The 17,815-nt window shown below is 57.0% G+C and carries 13 protein-coding genes and 1 CRISPR repeat array; all 13 genes read right to left on the bottom strand.

Features of this window, described 5'->3' with window-relative positions; all coding sequences use genetic code 11:
- Positions 1–2: 2 nt before the first annotated feature.
- Positions 3–402: direct repeats of the CRISPR family, unit length 28 nt; unit sequence GGATCATCCCCGCTTTCGCGGGGAACAC.
- A 44-nt stretch (positions 403–446) separates the two neighbouring features.
- Positions 447–785, bottom strand: coding sequence for a type I-E CRISPR-associated endoribonuclease Cas2e (gene cas2e / locus BMZ01_RS01830; RefSeq protein WP_092283870.1), 339 nt, complete (start codon positions 783–785; stop codon positions 447–449).
- The gene (gene cas1e, locus BMZ01_RS01825) at positions 779–1,768 is read right to left on the bottom strand and encodes a type I-E CRISPR-associated endonuclease Cas1e (protein ID WP_092283868.1); all 990 of its coding nucleotides are present in this window, start codon (positions 1,766–1,768) and stop codon (positions 779–781) included. Before cas1e ends, cas2e begins: the two co-directional genes overlap by 7 nt.
- Positions 1,769–2,431: a type I-E CRISPR-associated protein Cas6/Cse3/CasE gene (cas6e, locus tag BMZ01_RS01820; RefSeq protein WP_092283866.1), complete on the bottom strand. Its 663-nt coding sequence runs from the start codon at positions 2,429–2,431 to the stop codon at positions 1,769–1,771.
- Positions 2,431–3,144 (bottom strand): type I-E CRISPR-associated protein Cas5/CasD, encoded by a 714-nt coding sequence (gene cas5e / locus BMZ01_RS01815; RefSeq protein WP_092283864.1) that lies wholly within the window; start codon positions 3,142–3,144, stop codon positions 2,431–2,433. The genes cas6e and cas5e overlap by 1 nt, the downstream gene beginning before the upstream one ends.
- On the bottom strand, positions 3,141–4,274 hold the full coding sequence (gene cas7e / locus BMZ01_RS01810; protein ID WP_223845984.1) for a type I-E CRISPR-associated protein Cas7/Cse4/CasC: 1,134 nt from the start codon (positions 4,272–4,274) through the stop codon (positions 3,141–3,143). The genes cas5e and cas7e overlap by 4 nt, the downstream gene beginning before the upstream one ends.
- A 45-nt stretch (positions 4,275–4,319) precedes the next feature.
- A complete protein-coding gene (gene casB / locus BMZ01_RS01805; RefSeq protein ID WP_092283860.1) occupies positions 4,320–4,931 on the bottom strand; it encodes a type I-E CRISPR-associated protein Cse2/CasB in 612 nt (203 codons plus the stop codon).
- Positions 4,928–6,601: a type I-E CRISPR-associated protein Cse1/CasA gene (gene casA / locus BMZ01_RS01800; protein WP_092283858.1), complete on the bottom strand. Its 1,674-nt coding sequence runs from the start codon at positions 6,599–6,601 to the stop codon at positions 4,928–4,930. Before casA ends, casB begins: the two co-directional genes overlap by 4 nt.
- A gap of 137 nt (positions 6,602–6,738) precedes the next feature.
- Positions 6,739–9,636, bottom strand: a complete 2,898-nt coding sequence (locus BMZ01_RS01795; RefSeq protein WP_092283856.1) for a CRISPR-associated helicase/endonuclease Cas3 — start codon at positions 9,634–9,636, stop codon at positions 6,739–6,741.
- A 245-nt stretch (positions 9,637–9,881) separates the two neighbouring features.
- Positions 9,882–11,822: an ATP-dependent DNA helicase gene (locus BMZ01_RS01790; RefSeq protein ID WP_223845987.1), complete on the bottom strand. Its 1,941-nt coding sequence runs from the start codon at positions 11,820–11,822 to the stop codon at positions 9,882–9,884.
- Positions 11,823–11,928: 106 nt separating this feature from the next.
- Positions 11,929–12,801 (bottom strand): peptidyl-tRNA hydrolase, encoded by an 873-nt coding sequence (locus BMZ01_RS01785; protein WP_223845983.1) that lies wholly within the window; start codon positions 12,799–12,801, stop codon positions 11,929–11,931.
- Positions 12,798–14,096 (bottom strand): phosphoserine phosphatase SerB, encoded by a 1,299-nt coding sequence (gene serB, locus BMZ01_RS01780; RefSeq protein WP_092284195.1) that lies wholly within the window; start codon positions 14,094–14,096, stop codon positions 12,798–12,800. The genes BMZ01_RS01785 and serB overlap by 4 nt, the downstream gene beginning before the upstream one ends.
- Before the next feature lie 236 nt (positions 14,097–14,332).
- A complete protein-coding gene (gene ctaD / locus BMZ01_RS01775) occupies positions 14,333–16,072 on the bottom strand; it encodes an aa3-type cytochrome oxidase subunit I (protein ID WP_092283854.1) in 1,740 nt (579 codons plus the stop codon).
- A 651-nt stretch (positions 16,073–16,723) separates the two neighbouring features.
- Positions 16,724–17,728, bottom strand: a complete 1,005-nt coding sequence (nrdF, locus tag BMZ01_RS01770; RefSeq protein WP_092283852.1) for a class 1b ribonucleoside-diphosphate reductase subunit beta — start codon at positions 17,726–17,728, stop codon at positions 16,724–16,726.
- Positions 17,729–17,815 lie beyond the last annotated feature (87 nt).

The raw sequence follows: 17,815 nt of genomic DNA, 5'->3' as shown, positions 1-17,815 counted from the left end.
TGGGATCATCCCCGCTTTCGCGGGGAACACTAGAGCGCTTCCCCTTGCTGGTTTTGGTCTCGGAGGATCATCCCCGCTTTCGCGGGGAACACTTGGCACTCAGCGTTCGTGGGAGGACTACGTTTCGGATCATCCCCGCTTTCGCGGGGAACACAGAGCTCGCAAAGTTCAAGGGCATGCTGGAGCAGGGATCATCCCCGCTTTCGCGGGGAACACCGCGCCTTCACGGCCTCCAGCTCACGGGTCACAGGGATCATCCCCGCTTTCGCGGGGAACACCGTGTGGTGCAGCTAGGTGCACTCGCAAAATCCAGGATCATCCCCGCTTTCGCGGGGAACACCGCGATGTAGTGGAACACGGTGCCGCCGTGGTACGGATCATCCCCGCTTTCGCGGGGAACACACTAAATGTACAGGCACTTTACTTCCCGAAGCAAGTTATTTTAATTAACTTGACCGGCGTTTCCGTGCAGCAAACGACCATCCACCCCGGCGGCGGTCATGCCGTTTTCTCGACGGCCTTCGAATTACGGTGAGTCCATCCAAGTCCATCAGTTCCCATTCATGTCGATGCACCACATAGCCGAAGCCTTGGTCCTGGTTTTTATCGGAATAGACCATAATGGCCCGACCATCTTTGATGCCTTCAACAGTAAGAGCCCAGGCATGTTCGCGTAAACGCGGATTCAGCTCGCCGACGAATACACCTGGAGCTATCTCTTGCAACCAGCGGTTGAGGTGGCCACGAAGACCTGCTGGACACGCCGTGAGTACTAAAGTCACCATGGTGGGTCAGCATCCAAAGGAGAGTAGTTTATGCCTGCTCCGACAGTGCCTTGTTGATAGTCCCACAGCTCCACCACAGCAGGCCGCGTAAGCTCGTCCTCCGCGCTGAGTCGCGTTTCGTCAACCAGCAGTTCATATATAACGTCGACGGTTTTCGTTAGTAGCTTCCTAGACATGAACTCTTCACGCATCCGACGACGCACTAGTGCTGAAAGATCCGATGTACTTACTTCACCTCCTGGCCGATCTCTTTGAAGCTCAGCAACAGTCTCAAACGCCACGGGGATACTTGTCTCGGCTTTAAACAGATCGGCAACATCATAGACAAATGATCGATCGTGCCCTGTATGTACAAACCCGAGTCCCGGGCTACAACCAAGTTGGACGATCACCGAATGCGTTAAAGCGTACAAACATGCGTGCGCCATAGACAAGGCTTTATTGATAAGATCAGAATCTTCAAAATCATCGATCTTATAGTCACGCCTCTGCCATTCCACCCCAGTACGCTTAGACCACTCTGAGTAGCAATCTCGAACACGTCGTCCTTCATGCCCTCGTAGCTGCTGCATGGTCAAGTCAGTAGGATCGTGATCTGGAAAGCGAAGCCCGTACATCCGTCGTGCCACAGCTAAGCGGAGCCGTTGGTTAGAAACTAAACGAGCTTGCATCTCCAAGAGTGCCGTTGAACGACCGATAGGCCGGCCATGCGCGTAATAACGCACACCACCGGCCCCGACCCATGCGACAGTGCAACCGCTATCAGCGATGACAGTCATGGCCTGGTGAGTCACCCGTGTGCCGGGGCCGAGGAGCAGCGCACTTAACGCGGCACTCGGAATGTATAAGACCCCCTGCGCATCGGTAGCGGTGAGCGCGTTGGCATCGCGACCGATGGTGCAGTGCTCGAGGTAGCAAAAAGTGATGCGGTCGGTGGAACGAGGGAGTTCCTGCGGTGTAGAGGGCTTTACACCTCTGTGCATTTACTCTTCCTTTGCCACCGGGACCAGTGTGAACAGTCCGCAACCATAGGCACGCGCTTTGCCAATACCTGAAGTGATCGCTTCTCTGAAGAAGTCCGGATCAGTGACATCCAGCACTCCCTGGAATTCGGCTTGTCGCAGATGTAGGGTGCTGCCTCCGCGGCGGAAGTTCAGATCACGTTGCCCAACCACCTGCACCAACGGTTCGCCAGTGGCGTCGTCGATGGGGAAAGCAACCCCTATCTGATCGGCACGATCAAGCAGCCACTGTCGCATTTGTGCTCGGGTGACATGAGCTTTGCGCGCCTTACGGCCCGTCTTAGGGTCCGTCACGGTATGCACGGGATTCGCCACAAGGTTGAAACCATATCGGTTCCCCTTGTGCACATGATCTAGTAGCGGGGAGTAATCGAGAATTCGCCATGAAGGCTCATTCTCCCAACCAGCCTGCTCTTGAAGATGTTCGAAGGAGGGTTTTCGTGGACTGAGGATATACAGTTCCACGGAGTCGGGGTGCTGATCGATACGCCAGAGCACCCTCTCCTTTTGCCCGTCCACCGGGGGGAAGCAGCTTTCCACGGCAGCATGCATGGCTTGGGGGTTTCCGATAAGGAACACTGTGCCCCGTCGCCGAGGATTCAGGCGCATTCTAGATAAATACATCAGAGGTCCTCCAACACGCTAAGGGGATCCTGTTCGACCGCGGCTTCGATACGTTTGCGGCGACTGTCTACATTGTCTTTTTGGACCGAGCGAATAACCGCTGCACGACGCTCATATATCCGATCAGTCGGGTCAAAGCTCACGGGGATATCACTGATAATTTCATCAGCCTCCTCGCTAAGCATCGCGTCGCGCACTATAGAGAGGGTGACAGAGGGACCTTGTTTACGTCGGAACCAACGGGAAGCCTGCCAATCGGTCTGCTCCAAAGCGTCAGAAAGATTAGTGTCGACAATATCCAGCACGATTGGACCGCTGGGAGGGCACGACCGCCTTCCAAGAAAGAGTGGAAATGCCGGGTTCAATAGTGCCTTGCGGTGCTGCTCTAGTTCGGTGCGATCACCTTCAAGCCCCACCGTGAATACGGCATCCATAATGTATTCCCGGGTGGTCAGCGGTTTTCGACTATCAGCTCGCCAGTCCTTGGTGGTGTGAAAATCTGTCTCAATCTGTCCAGGTTGATCAATCCGAACCCCGAAATTGAGGTGGAGCAAGTCGGACACATCATCAGTCCTTCGCCTGCCATGAGCCGAGGCTAAGAGACCAATCACACCTGAGCGAGACGGTTCCCGTCGAGTTCCTCGGTAGTTAAATCGACTCTCTACACCCCACGCCTGCATTGGTCCAGCCAGCCTGAGGAGTAGAACGCTCACTGTGCCTCCACTCGTTCACGGACCTGCGAACCGGCCAATTCGACAAGGCCAGCAAGGTTTACGCGCTCGCCCATGTCTTTGAGTGCCTCCAAGGCTTCCGGTTTTGCGGCACCACCCGCCGCCAAGAATGCGCTGGCAACAGGCCTCGAGGTATAAGCTTCCTCCAGTTCAGCGGCATACTGTGCTAGTGCTTTCGTCGCAGCGGTGGTACGGCCGCGAGTATCCTCGATTGAATCTTCAAAAGCTTCCGCAAGGTTGACCGGCTGATCATCGCGAACTTGAACTAAGACAAAGTCTGGCAGCGTCCGGTTAGCGAAGGTATTCTGTTTGCCGGTCGGCATCGATGTGATGAAGGCATCGACGAAAGCTTCCACTGCACGCGCGGCGGCATCCACCGAACCCAAATTATTCGCTAACTCATCAGCATTGATCGTCGCATAACGATACAAAGTTGGTGCAGAAAACTCTACGGTACCGATCATGGTTGCGCCCGCGTTATCTTCGGGAGCATTGTCATCAACAGCGGTGAAGTAGTCAAACTCCTGGGCCGTGGAGTGAACAGATAGCGCATGCGCAACCTGACATGCCGCATCCATATTGAGGTCCGGAGCATCTGCAACCATACGCCCGAATAGTGCAAGGTCGATAGAAGCAATACCGGTCATCGCAGCCTTGGCGTCCTTAGCCGGGGTCTTGGCGATATGCTCGGAGTTATCCACCGCGAGGCGAGCGAGCGCATCAATTTGTCCGCGCGAGATGAAAAGCAGATACCCGGTCACCGTGCGGGGTGTCTCATTTTCATCTTTCGGCTTATTCTTCTCGCTCTTTACGCCGGCTTTCTTCAAAACTGCGGCGGCCAACTGTTCCGCTTCATCAGCCAGGTCGGGTCGAAGGTCAGTGATGCGCTTTGCGATGCGCTCAACCGCAAAAACAGTTCGTTCACCCAGTTCAGCGGTATCCAAACGTTGAGAGAAGGCAACGCGAGTAGCGCGCTTCCATGCTTGGCTGGAAACACGAGCACGACGCACGCCACCGTACACGCAAGTCTTGGGACTTCCAGAGTCATCGCGGTTCACATTTGACGGCGGGAGGGTTTGGAGGATGTGGAGGTCGATGAAAGTGCTCATCATATTACCTTTCAAAATCGAATTTGTTGTTCAGAAATCCGCAAGTACTTAGGATCCTGCTTCTGAAATCTTTTGGTTCTCTTCACGTGGGGTGAGGTAGAACTCACGACTCCACCGCAGTCGAACTCCATCAGACCTGCGGGGATTGCGCAGATTGGCAAGATCCATCGCCAGGCGCCCATAGTCGAGGGGGATATCTGCTTGTCTTAGTAGCTGAACCAAGCCACGAAGGTGATACGCAGTCGCCTCAATGGTCGGTGCTTGGAGCACAATCTTGTACCGCCGCAGAACTCCCGAGTCGGGTTCGTCTTTATTGTCACGCAGTGCAAGCTGTCTGACCGCCCGACCAAGACCTTGCCCAGACTTGTGCATTAGGTGAGTCTTGGATTGCTGATGAAATGCGAACACGGTCAGCGCCAGGTGGGCAGCCCATTCTCCTATGCTCGGTTCATCGCCGCAGCCTGCTAGATCAACTGGAAAGTTTTCTAGCACCTGGCTCCAAGAAGCGGCATTAAAGCCCTCTTGGCTAGGGTGACGGAGCGCGGCAAGAGCTGCACGGCCAGTACTTCGGTCCGCTATGGCTGAATTACCCCATACGGTTGCATTGCGCGCCACAGTTTGCGCCAGGAGGTCTAGCTCCTGTCGGTTTAATGTGATCACTTGGTCTCCCGTTCTATTTTGTTTTCCTTACTTCCCGACTGTGGAAGTGCCTTATTTCGGGCGATCCGGTACCACAGGTCAGATAGCCCAACATCAATGTGACGGTTGTTTTCCTCCCGACCACGCCAGGCATCTGGTGGGGCAGTGTCCAGCAGCTCTCGTTGTAATGCATCGATAGTGCAGGCTACTGTTTTAGTCCACTCCTGCAGCGCAGCCTCGGCAATACGGTTACCTTGCGCATCGTGAAGACTGGGATCCTCGCCTTTGGGAGATCGGAGGGTCTTCAACCAATCGCGAAATAGCGGGTCAACGGCGCTATACGCGCGTTGGCGAGCTTTCGCTGCCGCGGGTCCACGATCTCCACCAGCAGCTACAGCAAGGTTGCCCGCGAAATTACCCAACGCTTTAATCGCATCATCTGCGCGGACTACGGCGGTTTTGGCGATACCGATCAGATCTGTATCTAGGTCAATTAGAGCGCTACGGAAAGTCAGGATGTCTCTGAGCGTTCGGTCTACACTTGAATCCTGAGTACCGTAGGCTATCCCAACCAAGCGCAACCCAAGCAATAGATCGTCTGGGATAAAGCGCCGTTGAGTTAAACGCGAAACCCACCCAACGCTAGCTGCGGGAATACCCGCCTTGACTTCGCCCCCACGTCCCTTGGTCATAGGAGCATTACTAGAGGGCAATAAAACATCAAGGCCACGCCATGCCGCGCGGTCAGGACTAAGGCCTCGAGGCATATAGATGTCCCGCTTAGCTTTACGAGATTGAGGATCACTATAGCGCCATGGAGTCATCAGCTCTACACCGTACTGCGCGGTGTGGTCGACGCGATCGCCATAACTGATTCTGACCGCGACTACCTGGTTCCCCTCCCATTTCAATCGAATCCTGCGAGACTGCCAGGTCATGAGGCTAAGCGGACCAACAGGCCCAATTGCATCAGCACTACGGGCTTTCGCAGTAGTAACCTCCTGCTCCCAGGCCGGAGTGCCCATCTCTTCAGGCAGAGAATCCATAACCAGATTTAACAGCAAAGTTTCTGTCAGAGTGGTTCCATAGATTGCAGTGGTAGCCATCCAGCCCGACCACCCAATACCGTCCGGGTAGCCCTTGCCCCCTTTGACACGCGGATCACCTGTTGCTCCGGTTTTAATACCGGAAGGGTCATAAGCTTGGCAATGAATAACCCAACGTGCCGCTTCTGCTGCCGAGATTGGTAGTGCAGCATCCCTTCGGGTGTACATCGCACTAATGCCCCTGACATCGGGCACAAGGGCATCCAGCGCCTTCCACGCCTCTTTAGCATTAGTCAAAGTCGGCGTGAGGAAGAATGGTTGTTTTGCATCGCGTAGATCAAACCGATGATGCCATTCATCTAGATATGAATCGATTTCTGCAACTGGCAGCGCCTTGGAACTCCAAGCTTCCATCCAGGCTTCAATGTTTTCTTCCGAATCTTCAGGCTCAACATCAAATACGCGGTAAAGGATCGTAAGGAGAACCCTTAGTACTGCCGCATCTTGTGTCGGAAGTTCACCTGCCAGGTCCACATAGTCATCAGTGTGCTTAAAGAAGTCACGAAGGCTCACCTCCTCAACAGAATTATCCTGTTTGAGGACCTTGATCCATGGTTCATCAACCAGATTGAAAGTATCACCCATCAGCGCCAAAACGCCTTTCGTTAGTACCCATATTTACCTCCATCAATCAACACGAGACCTAATTATAATAATCAAATTAAAACTTATCTACACCGAGACGAGTGGGGGTAAAAACTCCATTGATAGCAACTTGAAAACTAGTCACATTTCCCCACTTCAAGGCCTAGTTTTCGGTCGTATTGAAAGGTGAGATTATCCCATTCAAATACCCCCCGTTCGTTGATAGGCATCGCCAGCATTCCTCTTAACCATGGGTTCATGCTCCAGGACTCCGGGGTTGAGTTTTCGAGCTCACAAATCAACCGATCGAGGCGGTCACCATTGCGGAAAGGAGCACTCGGCAGGCTCACAGTGCATCGTGCTAGAGCCAAGGCCAATCCACGCGGGATACCACCCATGCTGTCGACGGGACGTCCGCCGTATTGGTCGATCCATTCCAAACAGGTTGAGCCTTGCTCACCCTCTCGGATCACAATTACTTCGATAGAATCCTGAATGTCGCGCACTTGCGCTTGCCCACGTACTTCCTCCGCAGTCCCGATCTCGTTCCAGCCCCAAACGGCTGTTTTGGTGGGCGCGGGCGCTAAGAATGCACGGGCCTTTTGTTCCTTTTTAGCCTTCTCAATGTGCATGTTCTCGTCGGCTATGACCATCGGGTCAGACCACGCACTAGTTGGTGACGGCACATCCCCTAGGATTTCTGCGTACGTCATTGCCACCAGGGTCGGCACGTCTTCTGGGGAACGAAGCACTGGCGTCGATCGGCTAAAGATCAAAGCGTTAAGGGTAGCGAGGGTACGTAGAAGCGTACTTTCCCCGTAGATCGCGCAGCTTCCCCGATCAATTTCTGGGGGCGCACTCCAGTTACCCGGATTCGACATGCCAGTAATCAGTAGTCGGGCTTCCTGTAGGCCGGCTGGACGGTTATCGCGATTATGTCGATGGAGTCGCCCGATCCTTTGCACCAGCAGGTCGATAGGTGCCAGATCGCTGACCATGAGGTCAACATCAATATCGAGGGATTGCTCAATGACTTGGGTTGCCACCACAACTAATCGTTCTGGCCGATCGCCCTTCGGACCCAGTTTGTCTAAAAGTTGTCGCTCTAGTACGCGGCGGTCTGAAGCAATGAACCGCGAGTGCAATAGCCGAACGTTGTCTTCACCGAGCCTGGGGTCAGCTACTAGCCGTTCATAGAGTTCACATGCGCGTTTCACGGTATTACGGATGATGGCCACGCAACCCCCGTCATGGATTTCCGAGAGAATTCTCTCTGCTAGGGCATCAACATCATCACCGATGATCTCAAGAGTTGTGCGACTGCAGCGCCCTGAAGCTGCCGGGGTGTAGCGGCGCATTTCAGCGTCGCTTACCGTGCAGATAAGAGGGAAAGCAAGAGAGGTTTCTTGGAGACTGGGCAGTTTTTTGATCTTGGAACGTGTCATCCCCTGGGCCACGCAGCGGCCGCGTCGATAGGATTCCAGTAGCGCCGCACGCTGGATCGGAGGAAGGGTTGCTGAACAGGCAATTACGGGCACGCCATGGGCGCCGCACCATTCCAGGGCCCGGTGCAGATAGACCTGCATATAGTAATCCGCCGCGTGGATCTCATCGAGCACCACGACCTTGCTGGCAAGCCCAAGGTGCCTTAGCATCACGTGTTTACTCTTAAGAGCACACATCAAAAACTGATCGATCGTCCCGACTGTGAAGTTTGCTAGCGCTGCGGTTTTACGGCCACGTAGCCAGTGGTGTGCTTCAATAGCGGCTTTTTGTGTGTGGTGGTTGTCTTGGTCGCCCCAGACTCCACGCACACCAGAAAAGGGATCCGGGCGTCCCGGGCGGGCGAAGAGGGATTGGTAATCGTCGTTAAGTCCGGCTCGGCTATGTGTGAGGGCCATTGATGCACGCTGTCCGGCTGGGACTGCGCTTTCTAGCCAACGGAGCACCCGGCTGAAGATGCCATCTGAGGTGGCGCAGGTAGGTAGTGCGACCATGACCCCGCCGGAGTTAAAACGCCTGGCTAGAGTTTCGGCAGCTGCTAGTGCGGCTTCTGTTTTCCCTTCGCCGGTGGGTGCTTCAATAATGATGAGCCCAGGGCCTTCGAGGTCTTCTGCGGCTCGAACAGCATCTGCTTGCATAGGGCGCGGGGTGGCTTCGCGGGGGAAACCGAAGCGATCACGGAAAAATTGGGCGATTGCCGCATCTTCGGATGCTCCGGCTGGATCGGGAGCTGGCTGGGTGCGCCAGGGACCAGGCAGGGAGAGTGCCTCCAACGCGTTGGAGACGCGGTGGCGTGGTGAAGAGTCAGCTAGCACGGTGGCTTGAGGATCAGGTTCTTCTTCATCTTCGGGATAAAGGAAGTAGTCCTCATTGGAAGCTATCCAGTCAGAGACGATGACGAAGGCTGTGAGCACGAGCTGCGCGGCTTGACTCAGCCGACCCGCCGCTAAGGTTTTCCAAGCGTCTTCATCTAGCCCTGCGCAAATAGATGCTTCTTCAAGGGCTTTATTGCGTGCTTCAAACCAGGGTGAGTTTTCTCTGGCTAGTGCATCCTCGATGTCTTCTCCGCGCTCCAAGCCAGGGTAAACCCCGTGGTGGCCGCCAACTACGACGGCAAGTTCTTCTGCCCCGAAGATGCTAAATCCCCAGCGGTCGATGAGCCAGTCACGCAGTACGAAAGCTCCCAAAGTAGCGTGCGGAGCGAGATACTTTTCGGGGCCAAGGTCGGGGATATGCATGCCCGACATGGAGACTCTTTGCGCGAGTTGGGGGACTTTTTCCTGAAAGTATGCCGAGGCTTTGCCGACATCGTGGACGGCGGTGAGAAAGACGGCTAGCTTCTTAGCAAGTTCCCGGTCCTTAACTGAGTCTTCAATGATGGCTTTGGCTTGTCCGGGGAGCCAGGATTCCCAGAGCTCGGCGGCGGTGCCGGCGGCATCTGCGAGGTGACATCGAAGTGGCATCCATGCGTCACCGTTGTCGCGGGATTTGGCCCATAGTTGGGCGAGCGGGTCGGCCGGGCTTTGACTCAATGTTTCTCCTTGGTTCTAGCCAAAAGATGCCCAGGAAGATGTACAGCACTACCCACCCCCGAGGGCTTTGGACCTACCCAACATGATAGGCACTTTTCATTGTTTTGGCGTCGTGATCTTAAATACTGGCTTTAACGCTGTTTTTAGGCTACTCGCGCCTGCAGCGAATCACGCGTGGCACTCCCCTGCCCTGTGGGGTGCGGGTGGGTGCGTGCAAGCGGGGGTCGCACGGTCTCGGGGAAAGCTTAAGGTGTAGCGATAAGGCGTTTAAGGGCTCCGCGGACGACGGTGCCGTCGGTGGTGGTCCAGAATTTGGGGAGGGATTTCATGAGGAAGCTGCCGTAGCGTTTGGTGACGAGTCGTTGGTCGAGGATGGCGACGACACCTTTGTCGTTGACGCTGCGCAGCAGGCGGCCAGCACCTTGGGCGAGCAGGAGTGCGGAGTGTGTGGCGGCGACTTCCATGAAGCCGTTGCGACCTTCGGCGTCGGCGGCTTCTTTGCGGGCCTGCAGGAGGGGGTCGTCGGGACGTGGGAAAGGGATGCGGTCGATGATAACCAGGGAGCAGCTGCGGCCGGGGACGTCGACACCTTGCCAGAGGCTGAGTGTGCCGAAAAGGCAGGTGTTTTCATTGCGGGCGAAGCGGTCGACGAGGATGCCGGTGGTTTCATCGCCTTGGCAGAGCACGTCGAAGGGCAGGCGCATGCGCATGCGGTCGGCGGCTTGGATGGCGGCGCGGCGGGAGCTAAAGAGCCCGAGGGTGCGCCCGCCGGCGGCCATGATGAGCTCGTAGATTTCATCGAGGACTTCTTCGGAGAGCCCATCGCGGCCGGGGGCTGGGAGGTGGCGTGGGGTGTAGAGGATGCCGGCTTTGGCGGGGTCAAAGGGGGTGCCGACATCGAGAGCATCCCAGGAGCCTTTAGGAAGTCCCCAGCTAGCGGCCATGGCCTGGAAGTTGCCGCCGATGCTTAAGGTGGCGGAGGTGAGGATGACGGTGGCTTCACCGAACAGCCTGGTGGACAGCAGTGGCGCGACGGATAGTGGGGCGATATTGATGCGGTCGCCGCGGCGTTCATCGCGGTTGAGCCAGACGACATCGCGTTGTTTGGCGGGGTCGGTTTCCTCGAAGACGGTCTGGATTCTTTCGATGGCGTCGCAGAGTTCGCGGGCGAGCAGGGCGACGTGCTGGCGTTCGGCGTAGCGTTCTGGGTCATTGGCGGCTTCGCCTTCCGGGGCGGGCAGGAGGTTATCGCGGATGCGCCAAAGTTCCCGGGAGATCGCCTCGATTTTGTGGCCGAGTTCTTCTTGGGGCATGCGGGTCCAGCGGCCGTCTTGGACGGTAAGTAGCTGGGAGGAGAAGTCTTCGGCGAGGCCTTCGAGGGCTTCTTCTTTTTTATTGTTATGAAGTTTTGCGGAGCGCTTCGCAATGTTTTTGAGCGTGGTGGGGGAAAGCTCGGCGGTGGCAACGGCGGTGATGCGGCCATCGAGTTCGTGGGCTTCGTCAATGATGACGACATCATGCTCGGGCAGGATTTGGGCGTCGCTAAGCGCATCGATGGCGAGCAAGGCGTGGTTGGTGACAATGATGTCTACATCGGCGGTTTTTTCGCGTGCTAATTCGGCGAAGCATTCGGAGCCATGCGGGCAGCGGGAAGCCCCCAAGCATTCCTGCGCGGTAACAGAGACCTGCCGCCAGGCGCGGTCCGGGACGCCGGGGTCGAGTTCATCGCGGTCGCCGGTTTCGGTTTCTTGGGCCCATTCTTGAACGCGGCGGATATGCCGACCCATGGTGGTGAGTTCTTCATCATCGATGAGGGCATCGCCTTCTGATTCCGGGGCGGCCGCGGAGATCTTATGCAGGCAAAGGTAGTTGCTGCGGCCTTTCATAATGGCGAAGCTGGGGCGACGCTCAAGTAGTGGCTCTAAAGCATCAGCAAGACGTGGGAGATCACGATTAATCAGCTGGGCTTGGAGTGCAATGGTGGCGGTGGAGACAATGACCGTGGTGTCACTGGCTTGAGCGTGCGCTACCGCGGGTACGAGGTAGGCCAGAGATTTACCGGTACCGGTTCCGGCTTGTACGGCAAGGTGGCGTTCGCTGCCCATGGCTTTGGCGACGGCCTGGCTCATGCGCACCTGGCCTGGGCGGGTAGCTCCGCCTAGGGCCTTAACGGCAGCACTAAGCAGCTCTTGGACATCATGGGTGTGAGAGGTCTGAGAGCTTTGGGTGCGGTCCGTGGTGGATGTGCCTGGGTCTGGGGTCACGAGGTGTCAGTGTACTTAGGGCTGCGGTTTAGGCCGGAGGGGTGTCTGCGGGGCCTGTGGATAAGTTCGGGGTGGAGGCGTCGGCTGTGAGCCCGGCGTCTGTGAGCCCGGCGTCTGTGAGCCCTCGGGCGACGACGGTGATGGAGCCAGGTTCTACTTCCGTAAAACCAGCATCGCGAATAGCGACAGCATCAGCAGCCTGGCAGTGCTCTTGGAATACCGCGCTGGGGACCTCGCGCACGGCCAGCGGGAAACCGGCCTTCGCCCATGCTTCCACGAGTTCTACTGGGCGTTGGGCGGCCAACATCATAGAAGCATGCCCTACTTGGGCGGCGGCTTTCCCCACTGACATGACCAGCCCAGCATCGCAGTAGATCACGACTGGTTCGGTGGGTTCTGGGAGTTCTTCTTCCCAGGGCACATCAGTACCGGAGATCTGTAGCTTTTTGATCTCTGCGGGCACCGCGTTTACCGCACTGGGTACGAAGGCACGAGCTTCAGCGTCTTCTACTTGGGCAGTGACCCCGGGGAGGTGCTGGATGTGCTCCCAGCCGGCATTGCGTGCTCGGCGGGCGACCTTACGGATGAGGTGCCCGTACCACGCATGGAAGGCCTCGTGGGTGCCGTAGTCGGTGGATACGCGTTCATCGAGGCATACCCGCACCACTGCCTGAGCAGCAGCCGCCAAAATATTATGCCGTGCCGGCGGATTATTTTTGGGAAGGTTCAGGACAATTTGCATGGCCTGAACGGTTTCCGGTTTAGAAGGGTCCTCGAAGTGCGGGCCTGCTTTAGCGCGGTCTACTAAGAGTGCGTGCGCGCGGCGGAAGGCCTCGGCGGAATTGCACTCTTGCGCTTCTGTGCGCTCTTGCGCTTCTGTGCGCTCTTGCGCTTCTTTCACAGGGTTTGCTCCAGGGGGACGCGGCGGTAGGCACCGGCTTCTTCTAAGTCACTGGCATCAATATCAGCGCGCGGGATGCCCAGGATATGCAGCACCTCATCGAGGAAGGGGTGGTTGACGGAAGTATCAGCAATATCGCGAAGCGCGGGCTTGGCATTAAAGGCAATCCCCAGACCTGCTGCGGAGATCATGTCAATATCATTCGCGCCATCACCAACCGCCACGGTTTGGTGCATCTTCAGACCCGAGTCAGCGGCGAACTCTTCTAAGAACTCCGCCTTGGCGGCGCGGTCGACGACCTTGCCGATTACTCGTCCGGTGAGCTTGCCGTCCTTAATTTCAAGGGTATTAGCGCGCACGTAGTCGAGGTCTAGTTCGCGGGCGAGGTCTTCAAGTACCTGGATGAAACCACCAGAGACCACTGCCACCCTAAAGCCCATGCGCTTTAAGGTGCGCACGGTGGTGCGTGCACCTGGGGTGAGCACAATATCGCGGGCGACATCATCAATCACGCTGGCATCAAGCCCAGCAAGCGTGGCAACGCGAGCACGGAGGGATTCTTCGAAGTCGAGTTCACCGCGCATGGCGGCTTCGGTGACCTCACGGACTTCATCTTCCTTACCGGCATGGGCGGCCAGCATCTCGATGACTTCGCCGGTAATCAAAGTGGAGTCGCAGTCGAAGCACACCAGGCGCTTGGAGCGACGCGCCAGCCCAGCACGCTCGATGGCGATATCGACTTCTAGTTCTGGAGTGAGTTCAGCAAGCGCCTTCCGAAGCCCCGTGGCACCACCTGGGGTGGGGTCAGCAACGGTAACCCACAATTCCAGGCCAGTGACTGGGTAGTCTGCGATGCCACGGATGCGGTCGATATTCGCATTGAAGTTAGCCAGGGTGCGGCCAATGCGGGAGACATCAGTGGCGGTGACGGGGTTACCAAGCACCACCACGACGTGAGTGGAGCGTGGTTTGGAGGTTGCCGCGGAGTTATCTTTAATGACTTCGAGGCTGACGCGCTGGTTGTGTTGGCGCAGGGTATCTTCTAGGCCCTGTTTGAGGGTCTCGATGGAGTCTTCTTCCACACCGACATAGGCGGCGAGGTTCATGCGGCCGCGGAATTGGGCTTGTTCGACATCCAGGAGCTGGGCCTGGTGTGCGGACAGTACCCTAAAGGTTGCGGCGGAGACACCTGTGCGGTCTGGTCCGGTGACGGTAATGACCGCAGGGGTCAGGCCATCTTGGAGTTCTACGCGGGGTAAAGCTGAAAGCTTGGGGGTATCCAGGGTATCCACGATGGTGTCGACATCTCCTCTAGGGGAAGTACTTAAGTGCGGCTGGTGAACATATCTATCCAACCTGGTGGCGGCTATCTAAGGGAAATCGCCGCCACTTTAAGGGGGACAACGGATTTCAGGCATGCAGAAACCCCGAGGAGTAGTCCCTAGCTGGCAGCGGGACTGTAGTACTCCTCGGGGTTGTACTGCGTTAGTCGGAGGGGGTTGTCAGTTAGCCGAGCTAACTCACAACGTGCTTAGGCGTTAACCTTCGCACCGGTTTGATGCACTGCGGGGCGTTCTTCCTTGTGCCCGGTGTGTGCCTCACGGCGCATGCGCTCAACCATGTGCGGGTAGTGCAGCTCGAAGGCAGGACGCTCGGAGCGGATACGCGGCAGCGAAGCGAAGTTGTGGCGCGGGGGCGGGCAAGAGGTTGCCCACTCCAGGGAGTTGCCATAACCCCAGGGGTCATCAACGGTGACCACTTCGCCGTAGCGCCAGGACTTGAAGACATTCCAGATGAAGGGAATGACGGACAGGCCCAGCAGGAAGGAGAACACGGTGGAGATCTGGTTCATCAAGGTGAAGCCGTCGGTCTCCAGGTAGTCGGCGTAACGACGCGGCATACCCATGTTGCCGACCCAGTGCTGGATCAAGAAGGTGCCGTGGAAGCCAACGAAGGTGATCCAGAAGTGAACCTTGCCGAGGCGCTCGTCGAGCATACGACCGGTCATCTTGGGGAACCAGAAGTACACGCCAGCGCAGGATGCGAACACCACCGTGCCAAAGAGGGTGTAGTGGAAGTGCGCGATCAGGAAGTAGGACTCAGCGAGGTGGAAGTCCAGCGGCGGGGAGGCCAGCATAATGCCGGTCAGGCCACCGAAGAGGAAGGTGCCCATGAAGCCCACGGCCCAGATCATCGGAGTCTCCCAGGTGATGTGGCCATTCCACATGGTGCCAACCCAGTTGAAGAACTTCACGCCGGTAGGCACGGAGATCAGGAAGGTCATGAAGGAGAAGAAGGGCAGCAGGATCGCACCGGTGACGAACATGTGGTGTGCCCACACAGCCATCGACAGAGCGCCAATGGACAGGGTAGCGAAGATCAGGCCGATGTAGCCGAACATGGGCTTACGGGAGAACACCGGGATGATTTCGGAGACAATGCCGAAGAAGGGCAGAGCCAACACATAAACCTCGGGGTGACCGAAGAACCAGAAGAGGTGCTGCCAGAGGATGGCGCCACCATTACCCGGTGCGTAGATGTGGCCACCGAGCTTGCGGTCATAGAGAACACCGAGAGCGGCAGCGGTCAGCAGCGGGAAGATCATCAGAACGATGACGGAGACGACGAAGATATTCCAGCAGAAGATCGGCATGCGGAACATGGTCATACCCGGTGCGCGGAGGCACAGGATGGTGGTGATCATGTTCAGTGCGGAGGCAATGGTGCCCACACCGGTTGCACCCACACCGACGATCCAGAGGTCAGCGCCCACACCGGGGGTGTGGATGGCGTCAGACAGCGGAGCGTAGATGGTCCAGCCGAAGTCGGCGGCACCACCAGGGGTGAGGAATCCGGCCAGCATGGCGACACCACCGACGGTGGTGATCCAGAAGCCGAAGGAGTTCAGACGCGGGAAAGCCACGTCCGGTGCGCCGATTTGCAGCGGAAGGACGTAGTTGGCGAAGCCCCACACAATTGGGGTGCCGTAGAGCAGCAGCATCACGGTGCCGTGCATCGTGAAGAGCTGGTTGAATTGTTCGTTGGACAGGAACTGAAGTCCTGGCGTGAAGAGTTCTGCACGGATAAGCAGGGCCATCAGGCCGCCCAGGAAGAAGAAGCTGAACGACATGATGATGTACATGATGCCCAGCTGCTTATGGTCGGTCGTGGTCATCATCATCCACGCCCTCGACCCCGTGCGAGCATGACCCGTAGGCTCGGGCCGTTCAGGCGCGACATAGTCTTCGCGCCGTGGCACCACTGCGGTCATTATTACCTCCTGACTACGAGACAGCCCTTGATAATGAACACACAGTTGGTGTTCAGGGCTGTCCAAGTTTTACACGGACTCATCTTAAAGCACTCCCGATCTTGCAGCCAGCCGGACCGCGGTTGCTTAAACCCCACCATGTCACACCTACTTTTAATGCGCCACCCCCTGTTGTCCTGGGCTTTCTTTATCTATCGAACTTTGGTCGGATGCATTAAGGGGGCTTTTAGGGCCCTTAGCGTCCGTTCGGGCATACAACCTGGGATTGGACGCTCGTACTGCGTCCAAACCTTCTTGTTTTTTGTGACACCAAACACAGAACTTTTCTTGAGGCTCTGACGAATAGCCAGTCAAGGCCTCCAAAAAGTACCCCCAACGGGGCTCGCACAAAAGTTGTAAGGATAAAATTCGCTGCTCAGCCTTGACTCAGTAGGTGGCAGAAGGTGGCTTGGCGCAGCATGATCAACGGGGAAATCAAACTCGCGCTGCACTCCCCTAGCCACGTGTGGCAAAGCTGTAGTTGTGCGCGCCCAAGGAGAACCTGCCGGAGCTTAGCCCGCGGAACTCGGGGAGGCGCAAGAACTAAAAGTACTCCGTATATATAAGGAAAAGCCCCCAAGCCGAGAAGGCTTGAGGGCATAGCGGGAATGCTTAGAAATCCCAGTCTTCGTCTTCGGTGTTTTCGGCCTTACCAATGACGTAGGAGGAGCCGGAGCCGGAGAAGAAGTCGTGATTCTCATCAGCGTTCGGGGAGAGCGCGGAGAGGATCGCGGGGGACACGCGGGTCTCATCGGCGGGGAAGAGACCTTCGTAGCCGAGGTTATTGAGCGCCTTGTTGGCGTTGTAGCGCAGGAAGCGCTTCACGTCCTCGGTCCAGCCGAGATCATCGTAGAGATCCTCGGTGTACTGCGTTTCATTCTCATAGAGTTCGTAGAGCAGCTCGAAGGTGTAATCCTTGAGGGCCTCGCGGCGCTCGGCAGATTCCTGCTCCAGGCCGCGTTGATACTTGTAGCCAATGTAGTAGCCGTGGACGGCCTCATCGCGGATGATCAGGCGAATGATATCGGCGGTGTTGGTGAGCTTGGCGTGGCTGGACCAGTACATGGGCAGGTAGAAGCCGGAGTAGAAGAGGAAGCTTTCCAGCAGCACCGAGGCGACCTTGCGCTTAAGCGGATCATTGCCCTCGTAGTAGGCGAGGATGATCTTGGCCTTGCGCTGGAGGTTCTCGTTTTCCTGAGACCAGCGGAAGGCGTCGTTGATCTCCGGGGTGCTGGCGAGCGTCATAAAGATATTGGAGTAGCTCTTGGCATGCACGGACTCCATGAAGGCGATATTGGTGTAGACCGCTTCTTCATGCAGGGTCTGGGCGTCCGGCAGCAAGGAAACCGCGCCGACGGTGCCCTGGACGGTATCGAGCAGGGTGAGACCGGTGAACACACGCATGGTGGTCTGCTGCTCGAGGGGAGTCAGGGTGGACCAGCTCTTAATGTCATTGGAGACCGGCACCTTTTCGGGGAGCCAGAAGTTACCGGTCAAACGATCCCAGACCTCGAGGTCCTTTTCGTCGGGGATCTCATTCCAGTTAATCGCCAGCACGGGGTCCTCATGCTCGGCAATGTACTTCTCGTAGTATTCCTCACCCATTGGGGCGATCATCCTTCCTGAGTGCGGCTTTTGGGACTCGCGCACATGCGCGCGTTGTGCGTTTTGTGTGTGCGCTGCTTGGGGCGCCGTGCGTTGCGT

This window comes from Corynebacterium spheniscorum (genome assembly GCF_900113445.1).
Taxonomy (GTDB): domain Bacteria; phylum Actinomycetota; class Actinomycetes; order Mycobacteriales; family Mycobacteriaceae; genus Corynebacterium; species Corynebacterium spheniscorum.
This window is presented reverse-complemented; position numbering and strand designations above follow the sequence as displayed.